This is a genomic window from Amycolatopsis sp. NPDC001319, assembly GCF_042896185.1.
Lineage (GTDB): Bacteria > Actinomycetota > Actinomycetes > Mycobacteriales > Pseudonocardiaceae > Amycolatopsis.
Window position 1 is genome coordinate 378124 of the sequence record NZ_JBIAWY010000003.1, and the last position, 21730, is coordinate 399853.

The window sequence follows — 21730 nt, forward strand, 5'->3', positions numbered from 1 at the left end:
GTGCCGATGCCGGATTTGTCTGCCCGGACGTACCGCCGCACCCGGCTCCCGGGTCACGAACCAGCCCCTCGATCCGCCGCGAGCAGCGCGCCGACAACCCCTCAGCCGCCCGCCGCACCACGCCCGTGGGCCGACTGGACCACTCACCCCGCGACCCCTGTTCGTGACGCAGAACACCGTTTGAACCCCGCCCCGACCGACCCCGCGACCGCGATTCTGCAGGTACCGGCGGGTAACCGGGATGATCATCCCGGTTGTCACCCTCCGCATGCCCCGGTCGACGCTGCGCCAACCGGTCGGACCCCCGAGTGGCATCTTGACTCGAAGGCGTCGTGGGTTCAGGCTTACTGCCAACGGTCACGGCCGGGAGCGCGAACCTTGCGGGAGGGACGCAGAACCCGGGCGGGTCGGAGGCATTGCTACAACGCCGCGAGGCAGGCTGGGCCCCATCGGGAGCGCCCCCTGGACAGACCGCGTCGTTCAAGCTAGACTGCCTCTTTGCGCTGCCCTCTTTCAGGCTGCCCGGAGCCGGTAGTTAGAGTAGTGGGCACACGGCACCCCTGACAGTCGCGACGGCACCTGTTGCCATAACGGCTGCTCACCGCTCATTGTCCCCGGAAGGACGCATCTTGGCAGTCTCTCCCGCGAACCAGGCCACTGCTGCGACCACCTCGGCTGTATCCCGCTCGGAGTCCACGGGTATCCCCGGCGCGCCCAAGCGGGTCTCCTTCGCAAAGATTCGCGAGCCCCTTAACACCCCCAACCTGCTGGACGTGCAGCTCCAGTCGTTCCAGTGGTTCACCGGCGACGAGGCGTGGTTCGAGCGCCGCGTCAACGAAGGTGACGAGAACCCGGTCGGCGGCCTGGAGGAGGTCCTCAACGAGATCTCCCCGATCGAGGACTTCTCCGGTTCCATGTCGCTGTCCTTCTCCGCCCCGCGCTTCGACGAGGTCAAGGCCTCGATCGAGGAGTGCAAGGACAAGGACATGACCTACGCGGCCCCGCTGTTCGTCACGGCGGAGTTCGTCAACAACAACACCGGTGAGATCAAGAGCCAGACGGTCTTCCTCGGCGACTTCCCGGTGATGACGGACAAGGGCACCTTCATCATCAACGGCACGGAGCGGGTCGTCGTGTCCCAGCTCGTGCGTTCTCCGGGCGTGTACTTCGACAGCAGTGTCGACAAGACGACCGACAAGGACGTCTTCAGCGTGCGCGTCATCCCGAGCCGCGGTGCGTGGCTCGAGTTCGACGTCGACAAGCGCGACACCGTCGGCGTGCGCATCGACCGCAAGCGCCGCCAGCCGGTCACCGTGCTGCTGAAGGCGCTGGGCTGGACCACCGAGGCGATCCGCGAGCGCTTCTCCTTCTCGGAGACGCTGCTGGCGACCCTCGAGAAGGACCACACCGCCGGCACCGACGAGGCGCTGCTCGACATCTACCGCAAGCTCCGTCCGGGCGAGCCGCCCACGAAGGAGAGCGCGCAGACGCTGCTGGAGAACCTGTTCTTCAAGCCGAAGCGCTACGACCTGGCCAAGGTCGGCCGCTACAAGGTCAACAAGAAGCTCGGTCTCGACACCCCGTACGACACCGGCACGCTGACCGAAGAGGACATCGTCTCGGCCATCGAGTACCTGGTCCGGCTCCACGCCGGCGAGGACAAGATGACGAGCGTGTCGAACGTCGAGGTGCCGGTCGAGACCGACGACATCGACCACTTCGGCAACCGCCGCCTGCGCACGGTGGGTGAACTGATCCAGAACCAGATCCGGGTCGGTCTCTCCCGCACCGAGCGCGTCGTGCGCGAGCGCATGACCACGCAGGACGTCGAGGCGATCACGCCGCAGACCCTGATCAACATCCGCCCGATCGGCGCGGCGATCAAGGAGTTCTTCGGCACCTCGCAGCTGTCGCAGTTCATGGACCAGAACAATCCGCTGTCGGGCCTGACCCACAAGCGCCGCCTCTCGGCGCTGGGCCCCGGTGGTCTGTCCCGTGAGCGCGCCGGCATGGAGGTCCGCGACGTCCACCCGTCGCACTACGGCCGCATGTGCCCGATCGAGACGCCGGAAGGCCCGAACATCGGCCTGATCGGTTCGCTCTGCTCCTACGCGCGGGTCAACCCGTTCGGCTTCATCGAGACCCCGTACCGCAAGGTCGTCGAGGGCCAGGTCACCGACCAGGTCGACTACCTCACGGCCGACGAGGAAGACCGCTTCGTCAAGGCGCAGGCCAACGCGCCGATCACCGACGACGGCCACTTCGTCGAGAACAAGGTCCTGGGTCGCCGCAAGGGTGGCGAGGTCGAGCTGATCGACCCGCTCGAGATCGACTACATGGACGTGTCGCCGCGGCAGATGGTCTCCGTCGCCACCGCGATGATCCCGTTCCTGGAGCACGACGACGCGAACCGCGCGCTGATGGGCGCGAACATGCAGCGCCAGGCCGTGCCGCTGCTGCGCAACCAGGCCCCGTACGTGGGCACTGGTGTGGAGCTGCGCGCCGCGGTCGACGCCGGTGACGTCCTCGTGGCCGAGCAGGCCGGCGTGGTCGAGGAGCTGTCCGCGGACATCATCACGATCATGCACGACGACGGCACGCGGAAGAGCTACGGACTGTACAAGTTCCGCCGCTCCAACCACGGCACGTGCTTCAACCACCGCCCGATCGTCGACGAGGGTGACCGCGTCGAGAAGGGCCAGGTCATCGCCGACGGCCCGTCCACCGAGAACGGTGAGATGGCGCTGGGCAAGAACCTGCTCGTGGCGGTCATGCCGTGGGAGGGCCACAACTACGAGGACGCGATCATCCTCTCCGAGCGCCTGGTGCAGGACGACGTGCTCACGTCGATCCACATCGAGGAGCACGAGATCGACGCCCGCGACACCAAGCTGGGCGCCGAGGAGATCACCCGGGACATCCCGAACGTCTCCGAGGAGGTGCTCGCCGACCTCGACGAGCGCGGCATCATCCGCATCGGTGCCGAGGTCCGCGACGGCGACATCCTGGTCGGCAAGGTCACGCCGAAGGGCGAGACCGAGCTGACGCCGGAAGAGCGCCTGCTCCGCGCGATCTTCGGTGAGAAGGCCCGCGAAGTCCGCGACACCTCGCTGAAGGTGCCGCACGGCGAGACCGGCAAGGTCATCGGCATCCGCGTGTTCTCGCGCGAGGACGACGACGAGCTGCCCCCGGGCGTCAACGAGCTGGTCCGCGTCTACGTGGCCCAGAAGCGCAAGATCCAGCCGGGCGACAAGCTCGCCGGCCGCCACGGCAACAAGGGCGTCATCGGCAAGATCCTGCCGGCCGAGGACATGCCGTTCATGGAGGACGGCACCCCGGTCGACATCATCCTGAACACGCACGGTGTGCCGCGACGGATGAACATCGGCCAGATCCTCGAGCTGCACCTGGGCTGGCTGGCGTCGCAGGGCTGGACGATCGAAGGCAACCCGGACTGGGCGAAGAACCTGTCCGAGGAGCTCTACGACGTCGCGCCGAACACGAACACCGCCACCCCGGTGTTCGACGGCGCCAAGGAGGAGGAGCTCACCGGGCTGCTGGGCTCGACCAAGCCGAACCGCGACGGCGAGCGCATGGTCAAGGAGAACGGCAAGGCCACGCTGTTCGACGGTCGCTCCGGCGAGCCGTACCCGTACCCGGTGTCGGTCGGCTACATGTACATCCTGAAGCTGCACCACCTGGTCGACGACAAGATCCACGCCCGCTCCACCGGCCCGTACTCGATGATCACGCAGCAGCCGCTGGGTGGTAAGGCGCAGTTCGGTGGCCAGCGCTTCGGTGAGATGGAGTGCTGGGCGATGCAGGCGTACGGCGCTGCCTACACGCTGCAGGAGCTGCTCACGATCAAGTCGGACGACGTGGTCGGCCGCGTGAAGGTGTACGAGGCCATCGTCAAGGGGGAGAACATCCCCGAGCCGGGCATCCCGGAGTCGTTCAAGGTGCTCCTGAAGGAGCTCCAGTCGCTGTGCCTCAACGTCGAGGTGCTCTCCAGCGACGGTGCGGCCATCGAGATGCGCGACTCCGACGACGAGGACCTCGAGCGCGCCGCGGCCAACCTCGGCATCAACCTGTCCCGCAACGAGTCGCCCAGCGTCGACGACGTCGTTCACTGATCGTGTGCTGAGCCGGGGGCCGGCCTCCCGCAGGCCCCCGGCTCGCCACCAAGACTCCTCTAGCCGATACAACCCCAAGGGGACTTAGACGTGCTGGACGTCAATTTCTTCGATGAGCTCCGCATTGGTCTCGCCACTGCTGACGACATCCGTCAGTGGTCCTACGGCGAGGTCAAGAAGCCGGAGACCATCAACTACCGGACGCTCAAGCCCGAGAAGGACGGCCTCTTCTGCGAGAAGATCTTCGGCCCGACCCGGGACTGGGAGTGCTACTGCGGCAAGTACAAGCGCGTTCGCTTCAAGGGCATCATCTGTGAGCGCTGCGGCGTCGAGGTGACTCGCGCCAAGGTGCGTCGTGAGCGGATGGGCCACATCGAGCTGGCCGCGCCGGTCACCCACATCTGGTACTTCAAGGGTGTTCCTTCCCGCCTGGGCTACCTGCTGGACCTGGCGCCGAAGGACCTCGAGAAGATCATCTACTTCGCTGCTTACGTCATCACGGGCGTGAACACGGAGCTGCGCCACAACGACCTGCCGACCCTCGAGAACGAGATCGGCGTCGAGCGCAAGAACCTCGAGACCAAGCGTGACGCGGACATCGAGGCTCGCGCGCAGAAGCTGGAAGCCGACCTGGCCGAGCTGGAGGCGGAGGGCGCCAAGTCCGACGTGCGCCGCAAGGTCAAGGAGGGCGGCGAGCGCGAGATGCGTCAGCTGCGCGACCGCGCCGGCCGCGAGCTCGACCGCCTCGAGGAGGTCTGGACGACCTTCACGAAGCTCGACACCCGCCAGCTGATCGCCGACGAGCTGCTCTACCGCGAGCTGGTCGACCGCTACGGCGAGTACTTCACCGGCGGCATGGGCGCGGAGGCCATCCAGAAGCTGGCCACCGAGTTCGACGTCGCCGCGGAGGCCGACAGCCTGCGCGACACCATCCGCAACGGCAAGGGCCAGAAGAAGCTGCGCGCGCTCAAGCGCCTCAAGGTCGTGGCCGCCTTCCAGGCGACCGGCAACGACCCGCGTGGCATGGTGCTCGACGCCGTGCCGGTCATCCCGCCGGACCTGCGCCCTATGGTGCAGCTCGACGGTGGCCGCTTCGCCACGTCGGACCTGAACGACCTGTACCGCCGCGTGATCAACCGCAACAACCGCCTCAAGCGGCTGATCGACCTCGGCGCGCCCGAGATCATCGTCAACAACGAGAAGCGGATGCTGCAGGAGGCCGTCGACGCGCTGTTCGACAACGGCCGCCGCGGTCGTCCCGTCACCGGCCCGGGCAACCGGCCGCTGAAGTCGCTGTCCGACCTGCTCAAGGGCAAGCAGGGCCGGTTCCGCCAGAACCTGCTCGGCAAGCGCGTGGACTACTCGGGCCGTTCGGTCATCATCGTCGGTCCGCAGCTGAAGCTGCACCAGTGCGGTCTGCCGAAGGACATGGCGCTCGAGCTGTTCAAGCCGTTCGTCATGAAGCGGCTGGTCGACCTGAACCACGCTCAGAACATCAAGTCCGCCAAGCGGATGGTGGAGCGTTCGCGCCCGCAGGTGTGGGACGTGCTCGAAGAAGTCATCACCGGCCACCCGGTGATGCTGAACCGCGCGCCGACCCTGCACCGCCTCGGCATCCAGGCCTTCGAGCCGCAGCTGGTGGAAGGCAAGGCCATCCAGCTGCACCCGCTGGTCTGCGAGGCGTTCAACGCGGACTTCGACGGTGACCAGATGGCGGTGCACCTGCCGCTGTCGGCCGAGGCGCAGGCCGAGGCCCGGATCCTGATGCTGTCGGCGAACAACATCCTGTCGCCGGCGTCGGGCCGTCCGCTCGCCATGCCGCGTCTGGACATGGTTACTGGCCTGTTCCACCTGACCCGCCTCAACGAGAAGGCCGAGGGTGCGGGCAACGCCTACTCCTCGCCGGCCGAGGCGATCATGGCGTTCGACCGCAAGGCGCTGAGCCTGCACGCTCCCATCAAGATCCGCGTCACGGACCGCCAGCCGGCCAAGGCCGACGAAGCGCGGCTCGCGGAGAACGGCTGGGAGCCGGGCAAGATGTGGCTGGCCGAGACGACCCTGGGCCGCGTGCTGTTCAACGACCTGCTCCCGGCGGACTACCCGTTCGTGAACGAGCCGATGCCGAAGAAGCGTCAGGCCGCGATCGTGAACGACCTCGCCGAGCGCTACTCGATGACGCAGGTGGCGCAGACGCTGGACAAGCTCAAGGACGCCGGCTTCTACTGGGCGACTCGCTCCGGTGTCACCGTCGCGATCTCGGACGTGCTGACCCCGGTCGGCAAGAAGGCCATCCTCGACGAGTACGAGGGCAAGGCCGACCAGGTCGAGAAGCGGTACCAGCGTGGTCAGCTGTCCCACACCGAGCGCAACAACGAGCTCGTCAAGGTGTGGACGCAGGCCACCGAAGAGGTCCACAAGATCATGGAGACGGCGCTGCCGGACGACAACCCGATCGCCATGATCGTGAAGTCGGGTGCGGCGGGCAACATGACGCAGGTCCGGTCGCTGGCCGGTATGCGTGGCCTGGTGTCGAACCCGAAGGGTGAGTACATCCCGCGTCCGATCAAGGCCAACTTCCGTGAAGGCCTGTCGGTGGCGGAGTACTTCATCGCGACGCACGGTGCCCGGAAGGGTCTGGCGGACACGGCTCTCCGTACCGCCGACTCGGGTTACCTGACCCGTCGTCTGGTGGACGTCTCGCAGGACGTCATCGTCCGCGAGATCGACTGCGGCACCACGCGCGGTATCTCCATGGTCGTCGGCGAGGACGTCGGCGACGGCAAGGTGATCCGCGACCAGCACGTGGAGACCAGCGTGTACGCGCGGAACCTCGCGACGGACGCGGTGGACGCCAAGGGCAACGTCGTGCTCAACGCGGGCGACGACGTGGGCGACCCGGCCATCGAGAAGCTGCTCTCCAGCGGCATCTCGAAGGTCAAGGTCCGCTCGGTCCTGACGTGTGAGTCGGCGGTCGGTGTGTGCGCGACCTGCTACGGCCGCTCGATGGCGACGGGCCAGCTCGTCGACGTCGGCGAGGCCGTCGGCATCGTCGCCGCCCAGTCGATCGGTGAGCCGGGTACGCAGCTGACGATGCGTACGTTCCACCAGGGTGGTGTCGCCGGTGACGACATCACGACCGGTCTGCCCCGTGTGACCGAGCTCTTCGAGGCTCGCGTGCCGAAGGGCAAGGCGCCGATCGCGGACGTCGACGGCCGCGTGCGGATCGAGGAGAGCGAGCGGTTCTGGAAGATCACCCTGATCCCGGACGACGGGTCGGAGGAGATTGTCTTCGACAAGCTGTCCAAGCGGCAGCGGCTCGCCAACACCCCGAACGGCCCGCTGGGCGACGGTGACCACGTCAACGTCGGGCAGCAGCTGCTCGAGGGCACGCCCGACCCGCACGAGGTGCTCCGCGTGATGGGCCCGCGTGAGGCGCAGATGCACCTCACCGACGAGGTCCAGAAGGTGTACCGCGCGCAGGGTGTGTCGATCCACGACAAGCACATCGAGGTCATCGTGCGGCAGATGCTGCGCCGCGTGACGATCATCGACTCCGGTGCCACGGACTTCCTGCCGGGCGAGCTGCCCGAGCGGACGAAGTTCGAGGCGACGAACCGCGCCGCGGTCGCCGAGGGTGGCGAGCCGGCTTCGGGTCGCCCGGTGCTGATGGGCATCACGAAGGCGTCGCTGACCACGGACTCGTGGCTGTCGGCGGCCTCGTTCCAGGAGACCACGCGAGTCCTGACCGACGCGGCCATCAACGGCCGCTCGGACAAGCTCGTGGGCCTCAAGGAGAACGTGATCATCGGTAAGCTGATCCCGGCCGGTACCGGCATCAACAAGTACCGGAACATCCAGGTCCAGCCGACCGAGGAGGCCCGGGTCGCGGCTTACGCGATCCCGTCCTACGACGACGGTTACTACACCCCGGACGTGTTCGGTTCGGGCACCGGTGCCGCTGTTCCGCTGGACGACTACGACTTCGGTCGCGACTTCCGCTGATCGGTTCGTAGCCTGTAGCCGAGAAGGCCCCCGTTCCCGGGTTTCCGGGGCGGGGGCCTTCTTCATGCGGCGGCGTTAGCTGAGATGAATGCGTTCGGTAGTCGCGTTGTTGTCGGCACTTCTACGGTCCCGGGGCCGGGGGAGCGCGCCTACCTTGGCAGCCGTGGCTGACGTCGTGCCGTTCACGGACAACTTCTCGGACATCTCCAACACCCAGGGCTACCAATTCGAGTTCCGCTGTGAACGCTGCGGAAACGGCTACCGGTCGGCCTTCCAGCGCGACGCGGTCGAGACGGGCCGCGGCGTGCTGCGCGCGGTCGGCTCGTTCTTCGGCGGCAAGCTGCAGGACCTGAGCTACTCGGCCGACCAGTGGCGCTACGACCGCGCCACGAACTCCGCCGCGAAGGACCGCGCGCTCGCGGCCGCGGTGAAGGAGATCTCGCCGAGCTTCCGCCAGTGCCGCGGCTGCAGCGACTGGATGTGCGCGGACCAGTGCTGGAACACCGAGATCGGGCAGTGCCTGCGGTGCTCGCCGAGCGTCGCGGAGGAGATCTCGCGTGCCCAGGCTTCCGCGCAGCGCGACCAGATCTGGGACCGCGCCCGCGACCGCGACTGGACCCGCGACCTCGACCTCGACACCCGCGCCCACCTGACCTGTCCCAGCTGCGGCGTCAAAGCCGAGGGCGGCAAGTTCTGCGCCGCCTGCGGCTCGTCCCTGGCCCCCACCGTCCACTGCACCGAGTGCGGCAAGCCCTCCACCGCCGGCGCCGTCTTCTGCGGTGACTGCGGCACCCGCTTGTAGCTAGGCGCTCGTCGTTTCCTGGGCCTTGCGTTGCTTCCTGACGCGCCGGGGCGGCCTGGGCCGGTAAGTGGCCTTCGCGAGCAGCGCGCCCGCGAGAAGCGGCAGGAGAGCGACGAGCAGCACGTAGATCGCCGCGAGGCTGCTCTCCAGGACCGGGTGCCACCAGATCGGGCCGATCTCCACGTCGAGGACCTCGCCCTTGGCGGGCAACGTGTCGATCCATTGGGTCGACACGTCGTGGGTCGTGCCGTCGAGCACGTACCTGCCGCGGACCCAGTCGCTGCTGCCGGTGCAGCCGCCGCGGCCGCGGGAGCAGTCGCCGGCGAAGCCTTCGTGCGCTTCGAGGACGGTCAGCTGGGTCTGGGGCGACACGTTGACCAGCGCGGCCAGGGAGTTCAGGACCGGCAGCAGCCCGAGCAACACCAGGGCAAGCGCGATGACCGTGCGCGTGGTCAGTGACACCGACGTGACCGGCTGCCGGTCCGCCGCCTCGCGGAAGCGGTTGACCGGTGTCCGCAGGAACCCGCCGCGACCGCCGTTCCAGGAGATGTAGCTCGTGTCGGACTCGGCGGCCACCGCGGCGAACGCCTTGTCCCCGCCCCACACCTCCCATACCGGCGCGGGCACGACCGCGGCCAGCATGGCGAGCCGGCGGGAGTTGCCGAACATGCGGTCCTCGGTCAGCGCGCCCGATTCGGTGGTCCACATCGCGTCGCCGTGGAGGGCGACCGAGCGCACTCGGAACCACAGGTCGTTCATGATGAAGGCGCGCACGTCGTCGGTCAGCACCGCCGCGGCGAACTCGGGGTCCGAGGTGGTCACCGTGAACCGCCGGTCGAACTCGGTGTCGACCTCGTAGGTGTCCAGCGCGAGGTCGGGCTTCAGCCAGCCGACGTAGTTCCGGGTGATCCGGGCGTCTTCCAGCGGCGTGGGGTACTCCGGCTCGAACGCTCCGGTCCGCGGTGAGATCACCAACGCCGGCACGACCGGGATCCGCAGCTGAACGGAAGAGTTGATCGAGTCGATCTGCTCCGCGACCTTGGCGGTCGCGGCGCCCGGCTCGTTCGGGTGGGGCGGCGCGGTCGAGTACTCGGTACCCAGCACGCGGTGGCCCTGCTGGTCGAACTCGACCGCCGTACGCACGGAACCGGGGTCCGGGTGGTCGAGCGCGACCCCGCGGCCGAGGTGGGGGAGCACGCCGAACGTCTGCTGCCTGGTCGCGCCCGCGATCCGCGCGATCCACGTGCGCTGCCGCCAGCCCCGCCACGCCACCAGCGCGGCGAACGCCACCGGGAACGCGATCCAGATCAGCTGGGGGACGAAGCTGCCGGTGCCTGCGGAAAGCCAGTACAGCGCCGTTGCGGAGAAGGTCACACCGCACAGGGCGTAGCACGCGGTCGCGGCCAAGCCGCTGCGCCCGTCAAGCCGGCCGGCGAGCCACAGCAGTGCGAACCCCAGCGCGAAACCGCCGACGATGAACCACGGCTCGAACAGGTCCATCTACTGGTCCATGTCCAGGTTCTCGCGGGTGTCCTCTTCGGAGTGGTAACCGGCTGCGTCGCTGCCGCCGCGGGACTTCAGGATGTCGCGGGTGTTGTCGACCGCCTTGTTGACGAAGTCGAAGCCGGCCTTTCCGCTGTAGGCCGAACCCTTGTCGAGGTCACCGAGCTTCACGCCCGTCAACTGCTTGAGGGCTTCTTCGCCGCCGGCCTTGACCGACTCCTTGAGCGCCTCGACCGTCGCCATGCCGCGGGAGTTCGTCGCCGAGGCGATCGCCCCGGTCGCGGCCTTCTCCATGCCCGGCGTCATGCCGGCAGCACCGGACGGGGTGAGCTTGCTGCCCTGCTTGATCAGGTCGTCGGTCCACTTCGAGAGGAAGGTCATGAACTTCTGGAGCAGCTCGCCGAGCTTGCCCAGCTTCGAGGTGATCCTGGTGAACGCACTGGCCGCCTTGGCGATCGAAGCGGTCATCGCGGCGGCGACCGACGAGCCGAGGCTCACGATCGAGGCGGCGAGCGCCGGCAGCCAGATGTAGATCAGCCAGCTGACCAGCTCGCTGATGATCGCCTTCACGACCTCTTCGATGACGGTCATGACCATCGACCACATCTGAAGCGTCTCGCCGACCCCGCCAGTGGTCGAGCCGATGCCCTTGATGCCCTCGGAGAACTGGTCCAGCGAACTGCGGGCCGCGTTGCCGCCGTCACCGACCCAGGTCCGGAGCTCCTCCTTGCCCTTCTTGGCGAAGTCGTCGCCGAGCTTGACGAAGCCCACGCCGATCTCGCTGAAGTTGCCGGCCGCTTCCTTGAGTGCGGGGCCGTCGCCCGTCACGAAGTGCAGCGCGTCCTGCAACGGCGAGATCAGCTCCAGGAGCATGTTCAGCCCGTTGCTGACCAGCCAGCCGACGGGGTCGAGCGCGAAGCTCGCCACGTCCACCGCGGCTCCGGCGACGAAGCCGGCGCCGTCCTGGAGCATCTGCCCGGTGGCCGCCGCGAACTCGCCGGCGTCGTCGGCTTCGCTGAAGCCCTTGATGCCTCGTTCGACGCCCTCGACCCCTTTGCCGATGATCGGCGCTTTCTTGGCGGCTTCGTTGGCGTCGTGGACGAACCCCTCGCCCTCGTGCTCGAGCTTGACGCCGTCGGCGATGCTGTCGGCCATTTCGGTCTCCCCCTGCTCAGAGCGGTCCGTCGATGTTCGCCTTGAACTTGCCGAAGGTCATGACGGTGTCCTTCTCGTGGCCGTCGTAGATCTCCGCGGCCTGGTTCATCTTCCCGCCCAGCGTGTCGACGCCGGTTTTCATCAGTTCGAGCATCTGCCGCAGGTCGTCGAGCTTGCTCGTGTACGTCTGCTTCACCGCCAGCCCGATCAGGCCCCACGACTTGTCCGTGACGTCGGCCTGGTTGACGAGGTTGCCGAACTTGGTCGTCTCGTCCTTGTAGTGCGGCAGCGTGCTCGACGCGTAGGTCTTCAGGATCTGCGGATCCACATCGTGTGCCATCAGTCCTCCTCGTGGTCCCACAGGCGGCGGACGCCGTCGTCGGCCGGTTTGGCCGGGGGCGGTGGCGGGGGAGCGACCGGGGGCTCGTCGCGGCGCAGGATGTCGCCGTGTTCGAGGTCGTCGTCCGAGAGGCGGCGGGGGGCCGGCTCTGCCTCCGAGGCTTTGGACTTCAGCTCTTCGGCTGTGGTTCCCATCGCTTCGGCCTGGGCCTCGAGGACCTGGTCGGACACGTCGACGCCGAAGGCGGCGCCCACGTGCGCGTCGACGATGCCGGCCTGCTTCAGCGCGGCGTCGGCGACGGCGCGGTGCAGCGTCGACAGGATGGCCGAGGCCAGTTGCTGCGGCTGCTGGCGAAGGGCGTCGGCGGTCAGGCGGATGTCCTTCACCGAGCCGCCGGCGCCCGCGACGACCGTGATGGCGCGGTCGGGCGACATCGCGGTGGCCTCGAGTGCCGTCACCTCGTCCTGCATGTCGCCGACCTTGGCGAAGTTCGCCTCGGCCTGTTTGATCCTGCTCTGGAACTTCTCGAACTCGGCGACGAGACGATCCATCTCAGCCGACACGGCGGCCCCCTCACGTGCACGACGGGTGTGCGGACGTGCGGATTATGCCGCTTCTGTCGCGTTCGCGCTGCGAAGTCGTGAATCTTTTCCCAGAAGAGGCGACGGCGCCGCCGCCGTACACGAACGCTGCTCGAAGTCCTTTGTGGAGCAGGTAAATCCGGTGTGGACAGTGGGAAACCGTTTCACCTGAGCGTTTTCGCGAACCAGTGCTCCGCGTACTTGTCGTCGTTGAACGGCTCGACTTCCGCGTATCCGGTCCGTGCGTACAGGGCCCGGGCCTCGACGAGGTCGTGGCGGGTGTCGAGCCGCAGCGTCTCGGCGCCCAGCGCCCGCGCCGCCTCCTCGGCCGCCGCGACGAGGCGCGCGCCGCCGCCCTGGCCGCGGTGGGCCGGGCGCACGTACACCTTGGTGAGCTCGTTCAGCCCGGGCCGCACCACCCGCGTGCCGGCGCAGCCGGCCACGGTGCCGTCTGGCAGGCGGGCGACGAGGAACGCGCCGGTCGGGGGCGCCAGGTCGTCGCTCGGTGCCTCGGCCAGAGCCTGGTCGACCTCGGCGTCGGTGGCCGGGCGGCCCCAGTAGCGGCTCGCGACGTCGGTGAGGTACTCGCGCAGGATCGCGCGCGCGTCGAGATGGTCGACGGGGATTGGCGTGATGGCCCAGTTCGTCGTCACGAAATCATCGTGACCGGTCCGTCCACTGGTTAACGGCCAAGTCGATCACCTGAGGAAAGCGACGTTCGATCCCCATGTGTCACCCGTTCGTGGAAATGGGTAGCGTGCGAGCCGCAGGGAAACCGACTTGAGGAGTGCGTCATGGACGGCAACGGCACCGCCGACCGGCCTGAAGAGGGGCAGAAGGACACCAAGGGGAGCCACGCCGCGCCTGAGGGGGCCGGCGTCCACCCGCTGATCGACCTGTCGCGCGATCCCCACCCGGGGCGGCCCGACCACGCGAAGCCGGACGAGGAATAGCGGCGACGTCCGTCACGTTCTGAATAACGGGACCTCCGCGTCGCTCTGGCCGCAGAGTCCTCATCTGGGGTTACGATGGGCGGTCACCGTCACTTCGGACCCCCCGCCCGGACCTCCCGTCAGGTGGCCGGGTATCTTTGGAGACCGTGCCCGGCAGGCGTCGGGCCGCTCCGCGTGCCGTACGGCATGAGCGGGGTGCTCGCGCACCCGGTTCACCGGCCTCTCCACGTGGGGTTGCGACGGAAAATCCCTCCGGGAAGTTACCGGTCGAGAGACCGTGACGCGGGCCGACACGCCCGACCGCGGGGGCCGGTGAAGACACGAAGAAGCAAGATCACGACAGGAAGCTGGTCCATTGCCCACGATCCAGCAGCTGGTCCGCAAGGGCCGCCAGGACAAGGCTGCCAAGCAGAAGACCGCGGCCCTCAAGGGGAGCCCGCAGCGTCGTGGCGTGTGCACCCGCGTGTACACCACGACCCCGAAGAAGCCGAACTCGGCGCTGCGCAAGGTTGCGCGTGTGAAGCTGACGAGCGGCATCGAGGTCACGGCGTACATCCCCGGTGAAGGCCACAACCTGCAGGAGCACTCGATGGTGCTCGTGCGCGGCGGCCGGGTGAAGGACCTGCCTGGTGTTCGCTACAAGATCATCCGCGGTTCGCTCGACACCCAGGGTGTGAAGAACCGCAAGCAGGCGCGCAGCCGCTACGGCGCGAAGAAGGAGAAGAGCTAATGCCCCGCAAGGGTCCGGCCCCGAAGCGGCCTCTGATCTCCGACCCGGTCTACGCCTCCCCGCTGGTCACCCAGCTGGTGAACAAGGTGCTGAAGGACGGGAAGCGGTCGCTGGCCGAGCGCATCGTGTACGGCGCGCTGGAAGGCGCTCGCGAGAAGACCGGCACCGACCCGGTCGTCACGCTGAAGCGCGCGCTCGACAACGTGAAGCCCACCATCGAGGTGAAGAGCCGCCGCGTCGGTGGCGCCACCTACCAGGTGCCGATCGAGGTCAAGCCCGGCCGCTCCACCACGCTGGCCCTGCGCTGGCTGGTCTCCTTCTCGCAGGCTCGCCGCGAGAAGACCATGATCGAGCGGCTGCAGAACGAGCTGCTCGACGCGAGCAACGGTCTTGGCGCCAGCGTCAAGCGCCGTGAAGACACGCACAAGATGGCCGAGTCCAACAAGGCCTTCGCGCACTACCGCTGGTGATGACCGCCCGGCTGCCGATCCAAGCCATGCCGGGCCCCACGCTCGAGACAGGGGAACACTCTCGTGGCACGTGAAGTGCTGACCGACCTGAACAAGGTCCGCAACATCGGGATCATGGCGCACATCGACGCCGGTAAGACCACCACCACCGAGCGGATCCTGTTCTACACCGGGATCAACTACAAGATCGGCGAAGTCCACGACGGCGCCGCCACCATGGACTGGATGGAGGAGGAGCAGAAGCGGGGTATCACCATCACCTCGGCTGCCACCACCACGTTCTGGGCCGATCACCAGATCAACATCATCGACACCCCCGGGCACGTCGACTTCACCGTCGAGGTGGAGCGCTCGCTCCGCGTGCTCGACGGCGCCGTGGCCGTCTTCGACGGCAAGGAAGGCGTCGAGCCGCAGTCCGAGCAGGTCTGGCGGCAGGCGGACAAGTACGAAGTCCCGCGCATCTGCTTCGTCAACAAGATGGACAAGCTGGGCGCCGACTTCTACTTCACCGTGCGCACCATCGAGGAGCGCCTCGGTGCCCGGCCGCTGGTCATCCAGCTGCCGATCGGCGCCGAGAACGACTTCGAGGGTGTCATCGACCTCGTCCGCATGAAGGCGCTGACCTGGCGGGGCGAGGTGAGCAAGGGCGAGGACTACGAGATCGAGGACATCCCCGCCGAGCTCGCCGACCGCGCCGCCGAGTACCGCGAGAAGCTGGTCGAGACGGTCGCCGAGGCCGACGACTCCCTGATGGAGAAGTTCCTCGAGGGCGAGGAGCTCACGGAGGCCGAGATCAAGGCCGGCATCCGCAAGCTCACGGTCGCGCGCGAGGCGTACCCGGTGCTCACCGGCTCCGCGTTCAAGAACAAGGGCGTGCAGCCGATGCTGGACGCGGTCATCGACTACCTGCCGTCCCCGCTGGACGTGCCGGCCGTCGAGGGCACGCTGCCCGACGGCGAGACCCCGGTCTTGCGCAAGCCGTCGGTCGACGAGCCGTTCTCCGCGCTCGCGTTCAAGATCGCCGCGCACCCGTTCTTCGGCAAGCTGACCTACATCCGGGTCTACTCGGGCAAGGTCTCCGCGGGCGCCCAGGTCGTCAACGCGACCAAGGAGCGCAAGGAGCGCATCGGCAAGCTCTTCCAGATGCACTCCAACAAGGAGAACCCGGTCGAGGAGGCCCAGGCCGGCCACATCTACGCGGTCATCGGCCTGAAGGACACCACGACCGGTGACACGCTGGCCGACCCGCAGAACCCGGTCGTCCTCGAGTCGATGACCTTCCCGGATCCCGTTATCCGCGTGGCCATCGAGCCGAAGACGAAGGCCGACCAGGAGAAGCTGTCGCTCGCGATCCAGAAGCTGGCCGAGGAGGACCCCACCTTCCAGGTCCAGCTCGACGAGGACACGGGCCAGACGATCATCGCGGGCATGGGCGAGCTGCACCTCGAGGTGCTGGTGAACCGCATGAAGTCCGACTACAAGGTCGAGGCGAACATCGGTAAGCCGCAGGTCGCCTACCGCGAGACGATCAAGAAGACGGTCGACAAGCTCGACTACGTGCACAAGAAGCAGACCGGTGGTTCCGGCCAGTTCGCGAAGGTCATCGTGAAGCTGGAGCCGCTGCAGACGACGGACGGTGCACTCTACGAGTTCGACAACAAGGTCACCGGTGGCCGCGTGCCGCGGGAGTACATCCCGTCGGTCGACGCGGGCGCGCAGGACGCCATGCAGTACGGCGTGCTGGCCGGCTACCCGCTCGTCGGGTTGAAGTTCACCTTGTTGGATGGTGCGTACCACGAGGTCGACTCTTCGGAGATGGCGTTCAAGATCGCCGGTTCCATGGCGATGAAGGAAGCCGCGAAGAAGGCCGGCCCGGTCATCCTCGAGCCGATGATGGCCGTCGAGGTCACGACTCCCGAGGACTACATGGGTGACGTGATCGGTGACCTCAACTCCCGCCGTGGCCAGATCCAGGCCATGGAGGAGCGCGCCGGTACCCGTGTCGTGAAGGCACTGGTGCCGCTGTCGGAGATGTTCGGTTACGTGGGCGACCTGCGGTCTCGCACCCAGGGTCGCGCGAACTACTCCATGGTGTTCGACTCCTACGCCGAGGTTCCCGCGAACGTCGCGAAGGAAATCATCGCGAAGGCGACGGGGGAGTAGTTCCCCCTCGCTCGCGGGCATAAGGAACACTCCTGAACGTCCGCAGCAAAGACGACGAGTAACAATCCCCGGCCGGCAGCCACGTCGGCCGGGGAGCACAAAGCGAAATCAGTCCAGGAGGACATTCCAGTGGCGAAGGCGAAGTTCGAGCGGAGCAAGCCGCACGTCAACATCGGGACCATCGGTCACGTCGACCACGGCAAGACCACGCTGACCGCGGCGATCACCAAGGTTCTGCACGACAAGTACCCGGAGCTCAACGAGTCGCGTGCGTTCGACCAGATCGACAACGCGCCCGAAGAGCGCCAGCGCGGTATCACGATCAACATCTCGCACGTCGAGTACCAGACCGAGAAGCGTCACTACGCGCACGTCGACGCCCCCGGTCACGCGGACTACATCAAGAACATGATCACCGGTGCCGCCCAGATGGACGGTGCGATCCTGGTCGTGGCCGCCACCGACGGCCCGATGCCGCAGACCCGTGAGCACGTGCTGCTCGCCCGCCAGGTCGGCGTGCCCTACATCGTGGTCGCGCTGAACAAGGCCGACATGGTCGACGACGAGGAGATCCTGGAGCTCGTCGAGCTCGAGGTTCGCGAGCTGCTGTCCTCGCAGGAGTTCCCGGGCGACGACGCGCCGGTCGTGCGCGTGTCGGGCCTGAAGGCTCTCGAGGGCGACGCCAAGTGGGCCGAGGCTGTCCTCGAGCTCATGACCGCCGTCGACGACAACGTGCCGGACCCGGTGCGTGAGCTCGACAAGCCGTTCCTCATGCCGATCGAGGACGTCTTCACCATCACCGGCCGCGGCACCGTGGTGACCGGTCGTGTGGAGCGTGGCGTGGTCAACGTCAACGAAGAGGTCGAGATCGTCGGCATCAAGGAGAAGTCGCAGAAGACGACTGTCACCGGTGTCGAGATGTTCCGCAAGCTGCTCGACTCGGGCCAGGCGGGCGACAACGTCGGCCTCCTGCTCCGCGGCATCAAGCGCGAGGACGTCGAGCGCGGCCAGGTCGTCGTGAAGCCGGGTACCACCACCCCGCACACCGACTTCGAGGGCCGGGTCTACATCCTGTCGAAGGACGAGGGTGGCCGTCACACCCCGTTCTTCAACAACTACCGCCCGCAGTTCTACTTCCGTACGACCGACGTGACCGGCGTCGTGACCCTCCCCGAGGGCACCGAGATGGTCATGCCGGGCGACAACACGGACATCTCGGTCCAGCTGATCCAGCCGGTCGCGATGGACGAGAACCTGCGCTTCGCGATTCGCGAGGGCGGCCGCACCGTGGGTGCGGGTCAGGTCACCAAGATCATCAAGTGATTTCGACGCCCTTGGCTGGGGCAATACACCCCCCAGTCAAGGGCGTCAACTCACGTGTGCGACACTATTCAGGTTGCTCGTCCCGGGGCGGCCGAATCCCAGAGTTGTGCGAATGACTCACGGGGTTCCGGCCGCCCCTGTACGAGCGGCCACGGTCCGTCCAGCTCTTCCTTCGGGGTGAGGCTAGCGGGCAAAGGCCAACCAGTCGGCGGTGCTGTTTTGCGGCACCGCGGGCTCGCGGCCTCCTCACGTTGAGGAAGACCAGGCAGGACGATCCCACGGGATCCGTCTGTGCGTCGGGCGCGACACGCCCGACCGCGTGGACCGGGGACAGGGCCGTTGAACTGCTGAAACCGGGGCTGGCGCCCGGGTTGACGAGACAAGCGGCACGAGACGACGAAGGAACGAGCAGCCACCATGGCGGGACAGAAGATCCGCATCCGGCTCAAGGCCTACGACCACGAGGCGATCGACACCTCGGCGCGCAAGATCGTGGAGACGGTCACGCGCACCGGCGCCCGTGTTGTCGGGCCGGTGCCGCTGCCCACCGAGAAGAACGTTTACTGCGTCATCCGCTCGCCGCACAAGTACAAGGACTCGCGCGAGCACTTCGAGATGCGCACGCACAAGCGTCTGATCGACATCCTCGACCCGACGCCGAAGACGGTCGACGCGCTCATGCGCATCGACCTGCCGGCGAGCGTCGACGTCAACATCCAGTAGCGGCTGGCGAGCGGCGGAGAGTAAGAGACTCATGTCTGACAGGCAGATGAAGGGCATCCTGGGCACCAAGCTCGGCATGACCCAGGTCTTCGACGAGCAGAACCGGGTTGTCCCGGTCACCGTCGTGAAGGCCGGTCCGAACGTGGTCACCCAGGTTCGGACCCAGGACAAGGACGGCTACGCGGCCGTGCAGCTGGCGTTCGGCGCGGTCGACCCGCGCAAGGTGAACAAGCCGCGCACCGGCCACTTCGACAAGGCGGGCGTGACCCCGCGGCGCTTCCTCGCGGAGCTGCGTACCACGGACGCCGAGACGTACGAGGTCGGTCAGGAGATCACCGCTGAGGTGTTCGCCGCCGGCGTCGAGGTCGACGTGACCGGTACCAGCAAGGGCAAGGGCTACGCCGGTGTCATGAAGCGCCACGGCTTCAAGGGCCAGGGCGCGAGCCACGGTGCTCAGGCCGTGCACCGCAAGCCGGGTTCCATCGGTGGCTGCGCCACCCCCGGCCGCGTCTTCAAGGGCCTGCGCATGGCGGGTCGTATGGGCTCGGACCGGGTCACCACGCAGGGCCTCACCGTGCACGCCGTGCGTGCCGAGGACGGCCTGCTGCTGATCAAGGGCGCCGTGCCCGGTCCCAAGGGCGGCCTGCTGTTCGTGCGCAGCGCCGCGAAGGGTGGTAACTCCGAATGACAAGCGTCGAGCTGAAGACCCCGGCCGGTAAAGCCGACGGCACCGTGGACCTCCCCGAGGAGATCTTCGACGTGCAGGCCAATGTCGCGCTGATGCACCAGGTGGTGGTGGCCCAGCTGGCCGCCGCGCGCCAGGGCACGCACGACACGAAGACCCGTGGTGAGGTCTCCGGTGGCGGCAAGAAGCCGTACCGGCAGAAGGGCACCGGTCGTGCCCGCCAGGGTTCGACCCGCGCGCCGCAGTTCGCCGGCGGTGGCGTCGTCCACGGCCCCACGCCGCGTGACTACACCCAGCGCACCCCCAAGAAGATGAAGGCCGCCGCTCTGCGTGGCGCCCTCTCGGACCGGGCCCGCGCCGGGCAGCTGCACGTCGTGACCGAGCTGGTCGCCGGTGAGAAGCCGTCGACCAAGGCCGCCAAGACCGCGATCGCCGCCGTGACGCAGGCGAAGCGCGTTCTCGTGGTGCTGCACCGGGACGACGAGCTGTCCTGGGTTTCTCTGCGGAACCTGCCCGAGGTGCACATCCTCTGGGCGGACCAGCTCAACACCTACGACGTGCTGGTCAACGACGACGTCGTGTTCACCAAGGCCGCGTACGACGCGTTCGTCGCAGGCCCCGTCCGTGGCAAGGCCGTCAAGGCCTCCGCGCGGTCGGGCGAGGTTACGGAAGGGAGTGACGAGAAGTGAGCTCGGTCGCCATTCCGGACCACCGCGACATCCTGCTCGCGCCGGTCATCTCCGAGAAGTCCTACGGGCTGCTCGAGGACCACAAGTACACGTTCATCGTCCGCCCGGACGCCAACAAGACCCAGATCAAGATCGCGGTCGAGAAGGTGTTCGGTGTCAAGGTGGTCAGCGTCAACACGGCCAACCGTCAGGGCAAGCGGAAGCGGACTCGCGCGGGCTTCGGCAAGCGCAAGGACACCAAGCGCGCCATCGTGACTCTTTCGCCCGAGAGCAAGGCGATCGAGATCTTCGGCGGACCCACCGCGTAAAGGACTGAGCTGACAATGGGCATCCGCAAGTACAAGCCGACGACCCCGGGTCGTCGCGGTTCGAGCGTCTCGGACTTCGCCGAGATCACCCGCTCCACGCCGGAGAAGTCGCTGCTGCGTCCGCTGAGCGGTTCGGGCGGTCGCAACTCGTCGGGCAAGATCACCACCCGGCACAAGGGTGGCGGCCACAAGCGCGCCTACCGCGTCATCGACTTCCGTCGCAATGACAAGGACGGCGTGCCGGCCAAGGTCGCGCACATCGAGTACGACCCCAACCGCACCGCGCGTATCGCGCTCCTGCACTACGCCGACGGCGAGAAGCGCTACATCATCGCGCCGGACAAGCTGAAGCAGGGCGACACCGTCGAGAACGGCCCTCGCGCCGACATCAAGCCGGGCAACAACCTGCCGCTGCGCAACATCCCGGTCGGCACCGTGGTCCACGCGATCGAGCTCCGCCCCGGTGGCGGCGCGAAGATGGCGCGTTCCGCCGGCGCCCGCGTGCAGCTGGTCGCCAAGGACGGGCCGTACGCCCAGCTGCGGCTTCCCTCGGGCGAGATCCGCAACGTCGACGTGCGCAACCGCGCGACCGTCGGCGAGGTGGGCAACTCCGAGCACGCCAACATCAACTGGGGCAAGGCGGGTCGTAACCGCTGGCGCGGCAAGCGCCCCACCGTCCGTGGTGTCGTGATGAACCCGGTCGACCACCCGCACGGTGGTGGTGAGGGCAAGACCTCCGGTGGTCGCCACCCGGTCAACCCGAACGGTAAGCCCGAGGGTCGTACGCGCCGCCGCAAGGCGAGCGACGCTCTCATCGTCCGCCGCCGTCGCACCGGCAAGAACAAGCGCTGAGCAGGGAGGTAGAACAACATGCCACGTAGCCTCAAGAAGGGCCCGTTCGTGGACGACCACCTGCTCAAGAAGGTGGACGCGCTGAACGAGGCCAACAAGAAGACCGTGATCAAGACCTGGTCGCGTCGCTCGACGATCATCCCGGATTTCCTGGGCCACACGATCGCCGTGCACGACGGCCGCAAGCACGTCCCGGTGTTCGTCACCGAGGCCATGGTGGGTCACAAGCTGGGCGAGTTCGCCCCGACTCGGACCTTCAAGGGCCACATCAAGGACGACCGCAAGTCGCGCCGCCGCTGAGCGGGCACGAAACAAGAC

General features: G+C 67.4%; 19 protein-coding genes. 14 read left to right on the forward strand and 5 right to left on the reverse strand.

Translation table 11 applies throughout. The features are described from left to right. The first annotated feature begins 629 nt into the window (after positions 1–629). The 3 genes from ACFY1H_RS12295 (at position 630) to ACFY1H_RS12305 (ending at position 8937) form a co-directional block, all read left to right on the forward strand. A complete protein-coding gene (locus ACFY1H_RS12295; protein WP_366575817.1) occupies positions 630–4133 on the forward strand; it encodes a DNA-directed RNA polymerase subunit beta in 3504 nt (1167 codons plus the stop codon). Positions 4134–4223: 90 nt separating this feature from the next. Continuing rightward, positions 4224–8135 carry a DNA-directed RNA polymerase subunit beta' gene (locus tag ACFY1H_RS12300; RefSeq protein ID WP_366575815.1) on the forward strand — a complete coding sequence of 1304 codons (3912 nt, stop codon included), beginning with the start codon at positions 4224–4226 and terminating at the stop codon, positions 8133–8135. 163 nt (positions 8136–8298) lie between these two features. Next, a complete protein-coding gene (locus ACFY1H_RS12305; RefSeq protein WP_366575813.1) occupies positions 8299–8937 on the forward strand; it encodes a zinc ribbon domain-containing protein in 639 nt (212 codons plus the stop codon). On the opposite strand, the gene ACFY1H_RS12310 is transcribed toward ACFY1H_RS12305, so the two are convergent. The 5 genes from ACFY1H_RS12310 to ACFY1H_RS12330 form a co-directional block, all read right to left on the reverse strand. Further along, positions 8938–10437, reverse strand: a complete 1500-nt coding sequence (locus ACFY1H_RS12310) for a hypothetical protein (protein WP_386946367.1) — start codon at positions 10435–10437, stop codon at positions 8938–8940. Further along, entirely contained in the window at positions 10438–11595 is a 1158-nt protein-coding gene (locus ACFY1H_RS12315; protein WP_386946369.1) for a hypothetical protein, read from the reverse strand. A gap of 16 nt (positions 11596–11611) precedes the next feature. After that, complete coding sequence (locus ACFY1H_RS12320) at positions 11612–11935, reverse strand: hypothetical protein (RefSeq protein ID WP_366575807.1); 324 nt, start codon at positions 11933–11935, stop codon at positions 11612–11614. After that, on the reverse strand, positions 11935–12498 hold the full coding sequence (locus tag ACFY1H_RS12325) for a YbaB/EbfC family nucleoid-associated protein (protein WP_366575805.1): 564 nt from the start codon (positions 12496–12498) through the stop codon (positions 11935–11937). Before ACFY1H_RS12325 ends, ACFY1H_RS12320 begins: the two co-directional genes overlap by 1 nt. Before the next feature lie 182 nt (positions 12499–12680). Beyond that, positions 12681–13169, reverse strand: coding sequence for a GNAT family N-acetyltransferase (locus tag ACFY1H_RS12330; protein ID WP_366575803.1), 489 nt, complete (start codon positions 13167–13169; stop codon positions 12681–12683). Positions 13170–13310: 141 nt separating this feature from the next. Here ACFY1H_RS12330 and ACFY1H_RS12335 point away from each other — a divergent pair, with 141 nt between their 5' ends. From ACFY1H_RS12335 to rpsS, 11 genes are all read left to right on the forward strand, one after another. Further along, positions 13311–13469 (forward strand): hypothetical protein, encoded by a 159-nt coding sequence (locus tag ACFY1H_RS12335; protein WP_220246074.1) that lies wholly within the window; start codon positions 13311–13313, stop codon positions 13467–13469. 355 nt (positions 13470–13824) lie between these two features. Further along, positions 13825–14199: a 30S ribosomal protein S12 gene (rpsL, locus tag ACFY1H_RS12340; RefSeq protein WP_003102113.1), complete on the forward strand. Its 375-nt coding sequence runs from the start codon at positions 13825–13827 to the stop codon at positions 14197–14199. Then, on the forward strand, positions 14199–14669 hold the full coding sequence (rpsG, locus tag ACFY1H_RS12345; protein WP_007031033.1) for a 30S ribosomal protein S7: 471 nt from the start codon (positions 14199–14201) through the stop codon (positions 14667–14669). Before rpsL ends, rpsG begins: the two co-directional genes overlap by 1 nt. A gap of 63 nt (positions 14670–14732) precedes the next feature. Continuing rightward, positions 14733–16832, forward strand: a complete 2100-nt coding sequence (gene fusA, locus ACFY1H_RS12350; protein ID WP_366575800.1) for an elongation factor G — start codon at positions 14733–14735, stop codon at positions 16830–16832. A gap of 129 nt (positions 16833–16961) precedes the next feature. Beyond that, positions 16962–18155, forward strand: a complete 1194-nt coding sequence (gene tuf, locus ACFY1H_RS12355; protein ID WP_360597555.1) for an elongation factor Tu — start codon at positions 16962–16964, stop codon at positions 18153–18155. Between the two features lie 417 nt (positions 18156–18572). Then, positions 18573–18878 (forward strand): 30S ribosomal protein S10, encoded by a 306-nt coding sequence (gene rpsJ, locus ACFY1H_RS12360; protein WP_003102098.1) that lies wholly within the window; start codon positions 18573–18575, stop codon positions 18876–18878. 31 nt (positions 18879–18909) lie between these two features. After that, positions 18910–19566 (forward strand): 50S ribosomal protein L3, encoded by a 657-nt coding sequence (gene rplC / locus ACFY1H_RS12365; RefSeq protein WP_360597553.1) that lies wholly within the window; start codon positions 18910–18912, stop codon positions 19564–19566. Beyond that, positions 19563–20252 carry a 50S ribosomal protein L4 gene (gene rplD, locus ACFY1H_RS12370; protein ID WP_366575799.1) on the forward strand — a complete coding sequence of 230 codons (690 nt, stop codon included), beginning with the start codon at positions 19563–19565 and terminating at the stop codon, positions 20250–20252. The genes rplC and rplD overlap by 4 nt, the downstream gene beginning before the upstream one ends. After that, positions 20249–20560 (forward strand): 50S ribosomal protein L23, encoded by a 312-nt coding sequence (gene rplW, locus ACFY1H_RS12375; protein ID WP_220246080.1) that lies wholly within the window; start codon positions 20249–20251, stop codon positions 20558–20560. Before rplD ends, rplW begins: the two co-directional genes overlap by 4 nt. A 15-nt stretch (positions 20561–20575) precedes the next feature. After that, entirely contained in the window at positions 20576–21412 is an 837-nt protein-coding gene (gene rplB, locus ACFY1H_RS12380; RefSeq protein ID WP_366575797.1) for a 50S ribosomal protein L2, read from the forward strand. 18 nt (positions 21413–21430) lie between these two features. Next, positions 21431–21712, forward strand: coding sequence for a 30S ribosomal protein S19 (gene rpsS / locus ACFY1H_RS12385; RefSeq protein WP_153035997.1), 282 nt, complete (start codon positions 21431–21433; stop codon positions 21710–21712). Positions 21713–21730 lie beyond the last annotated feature (18 nt).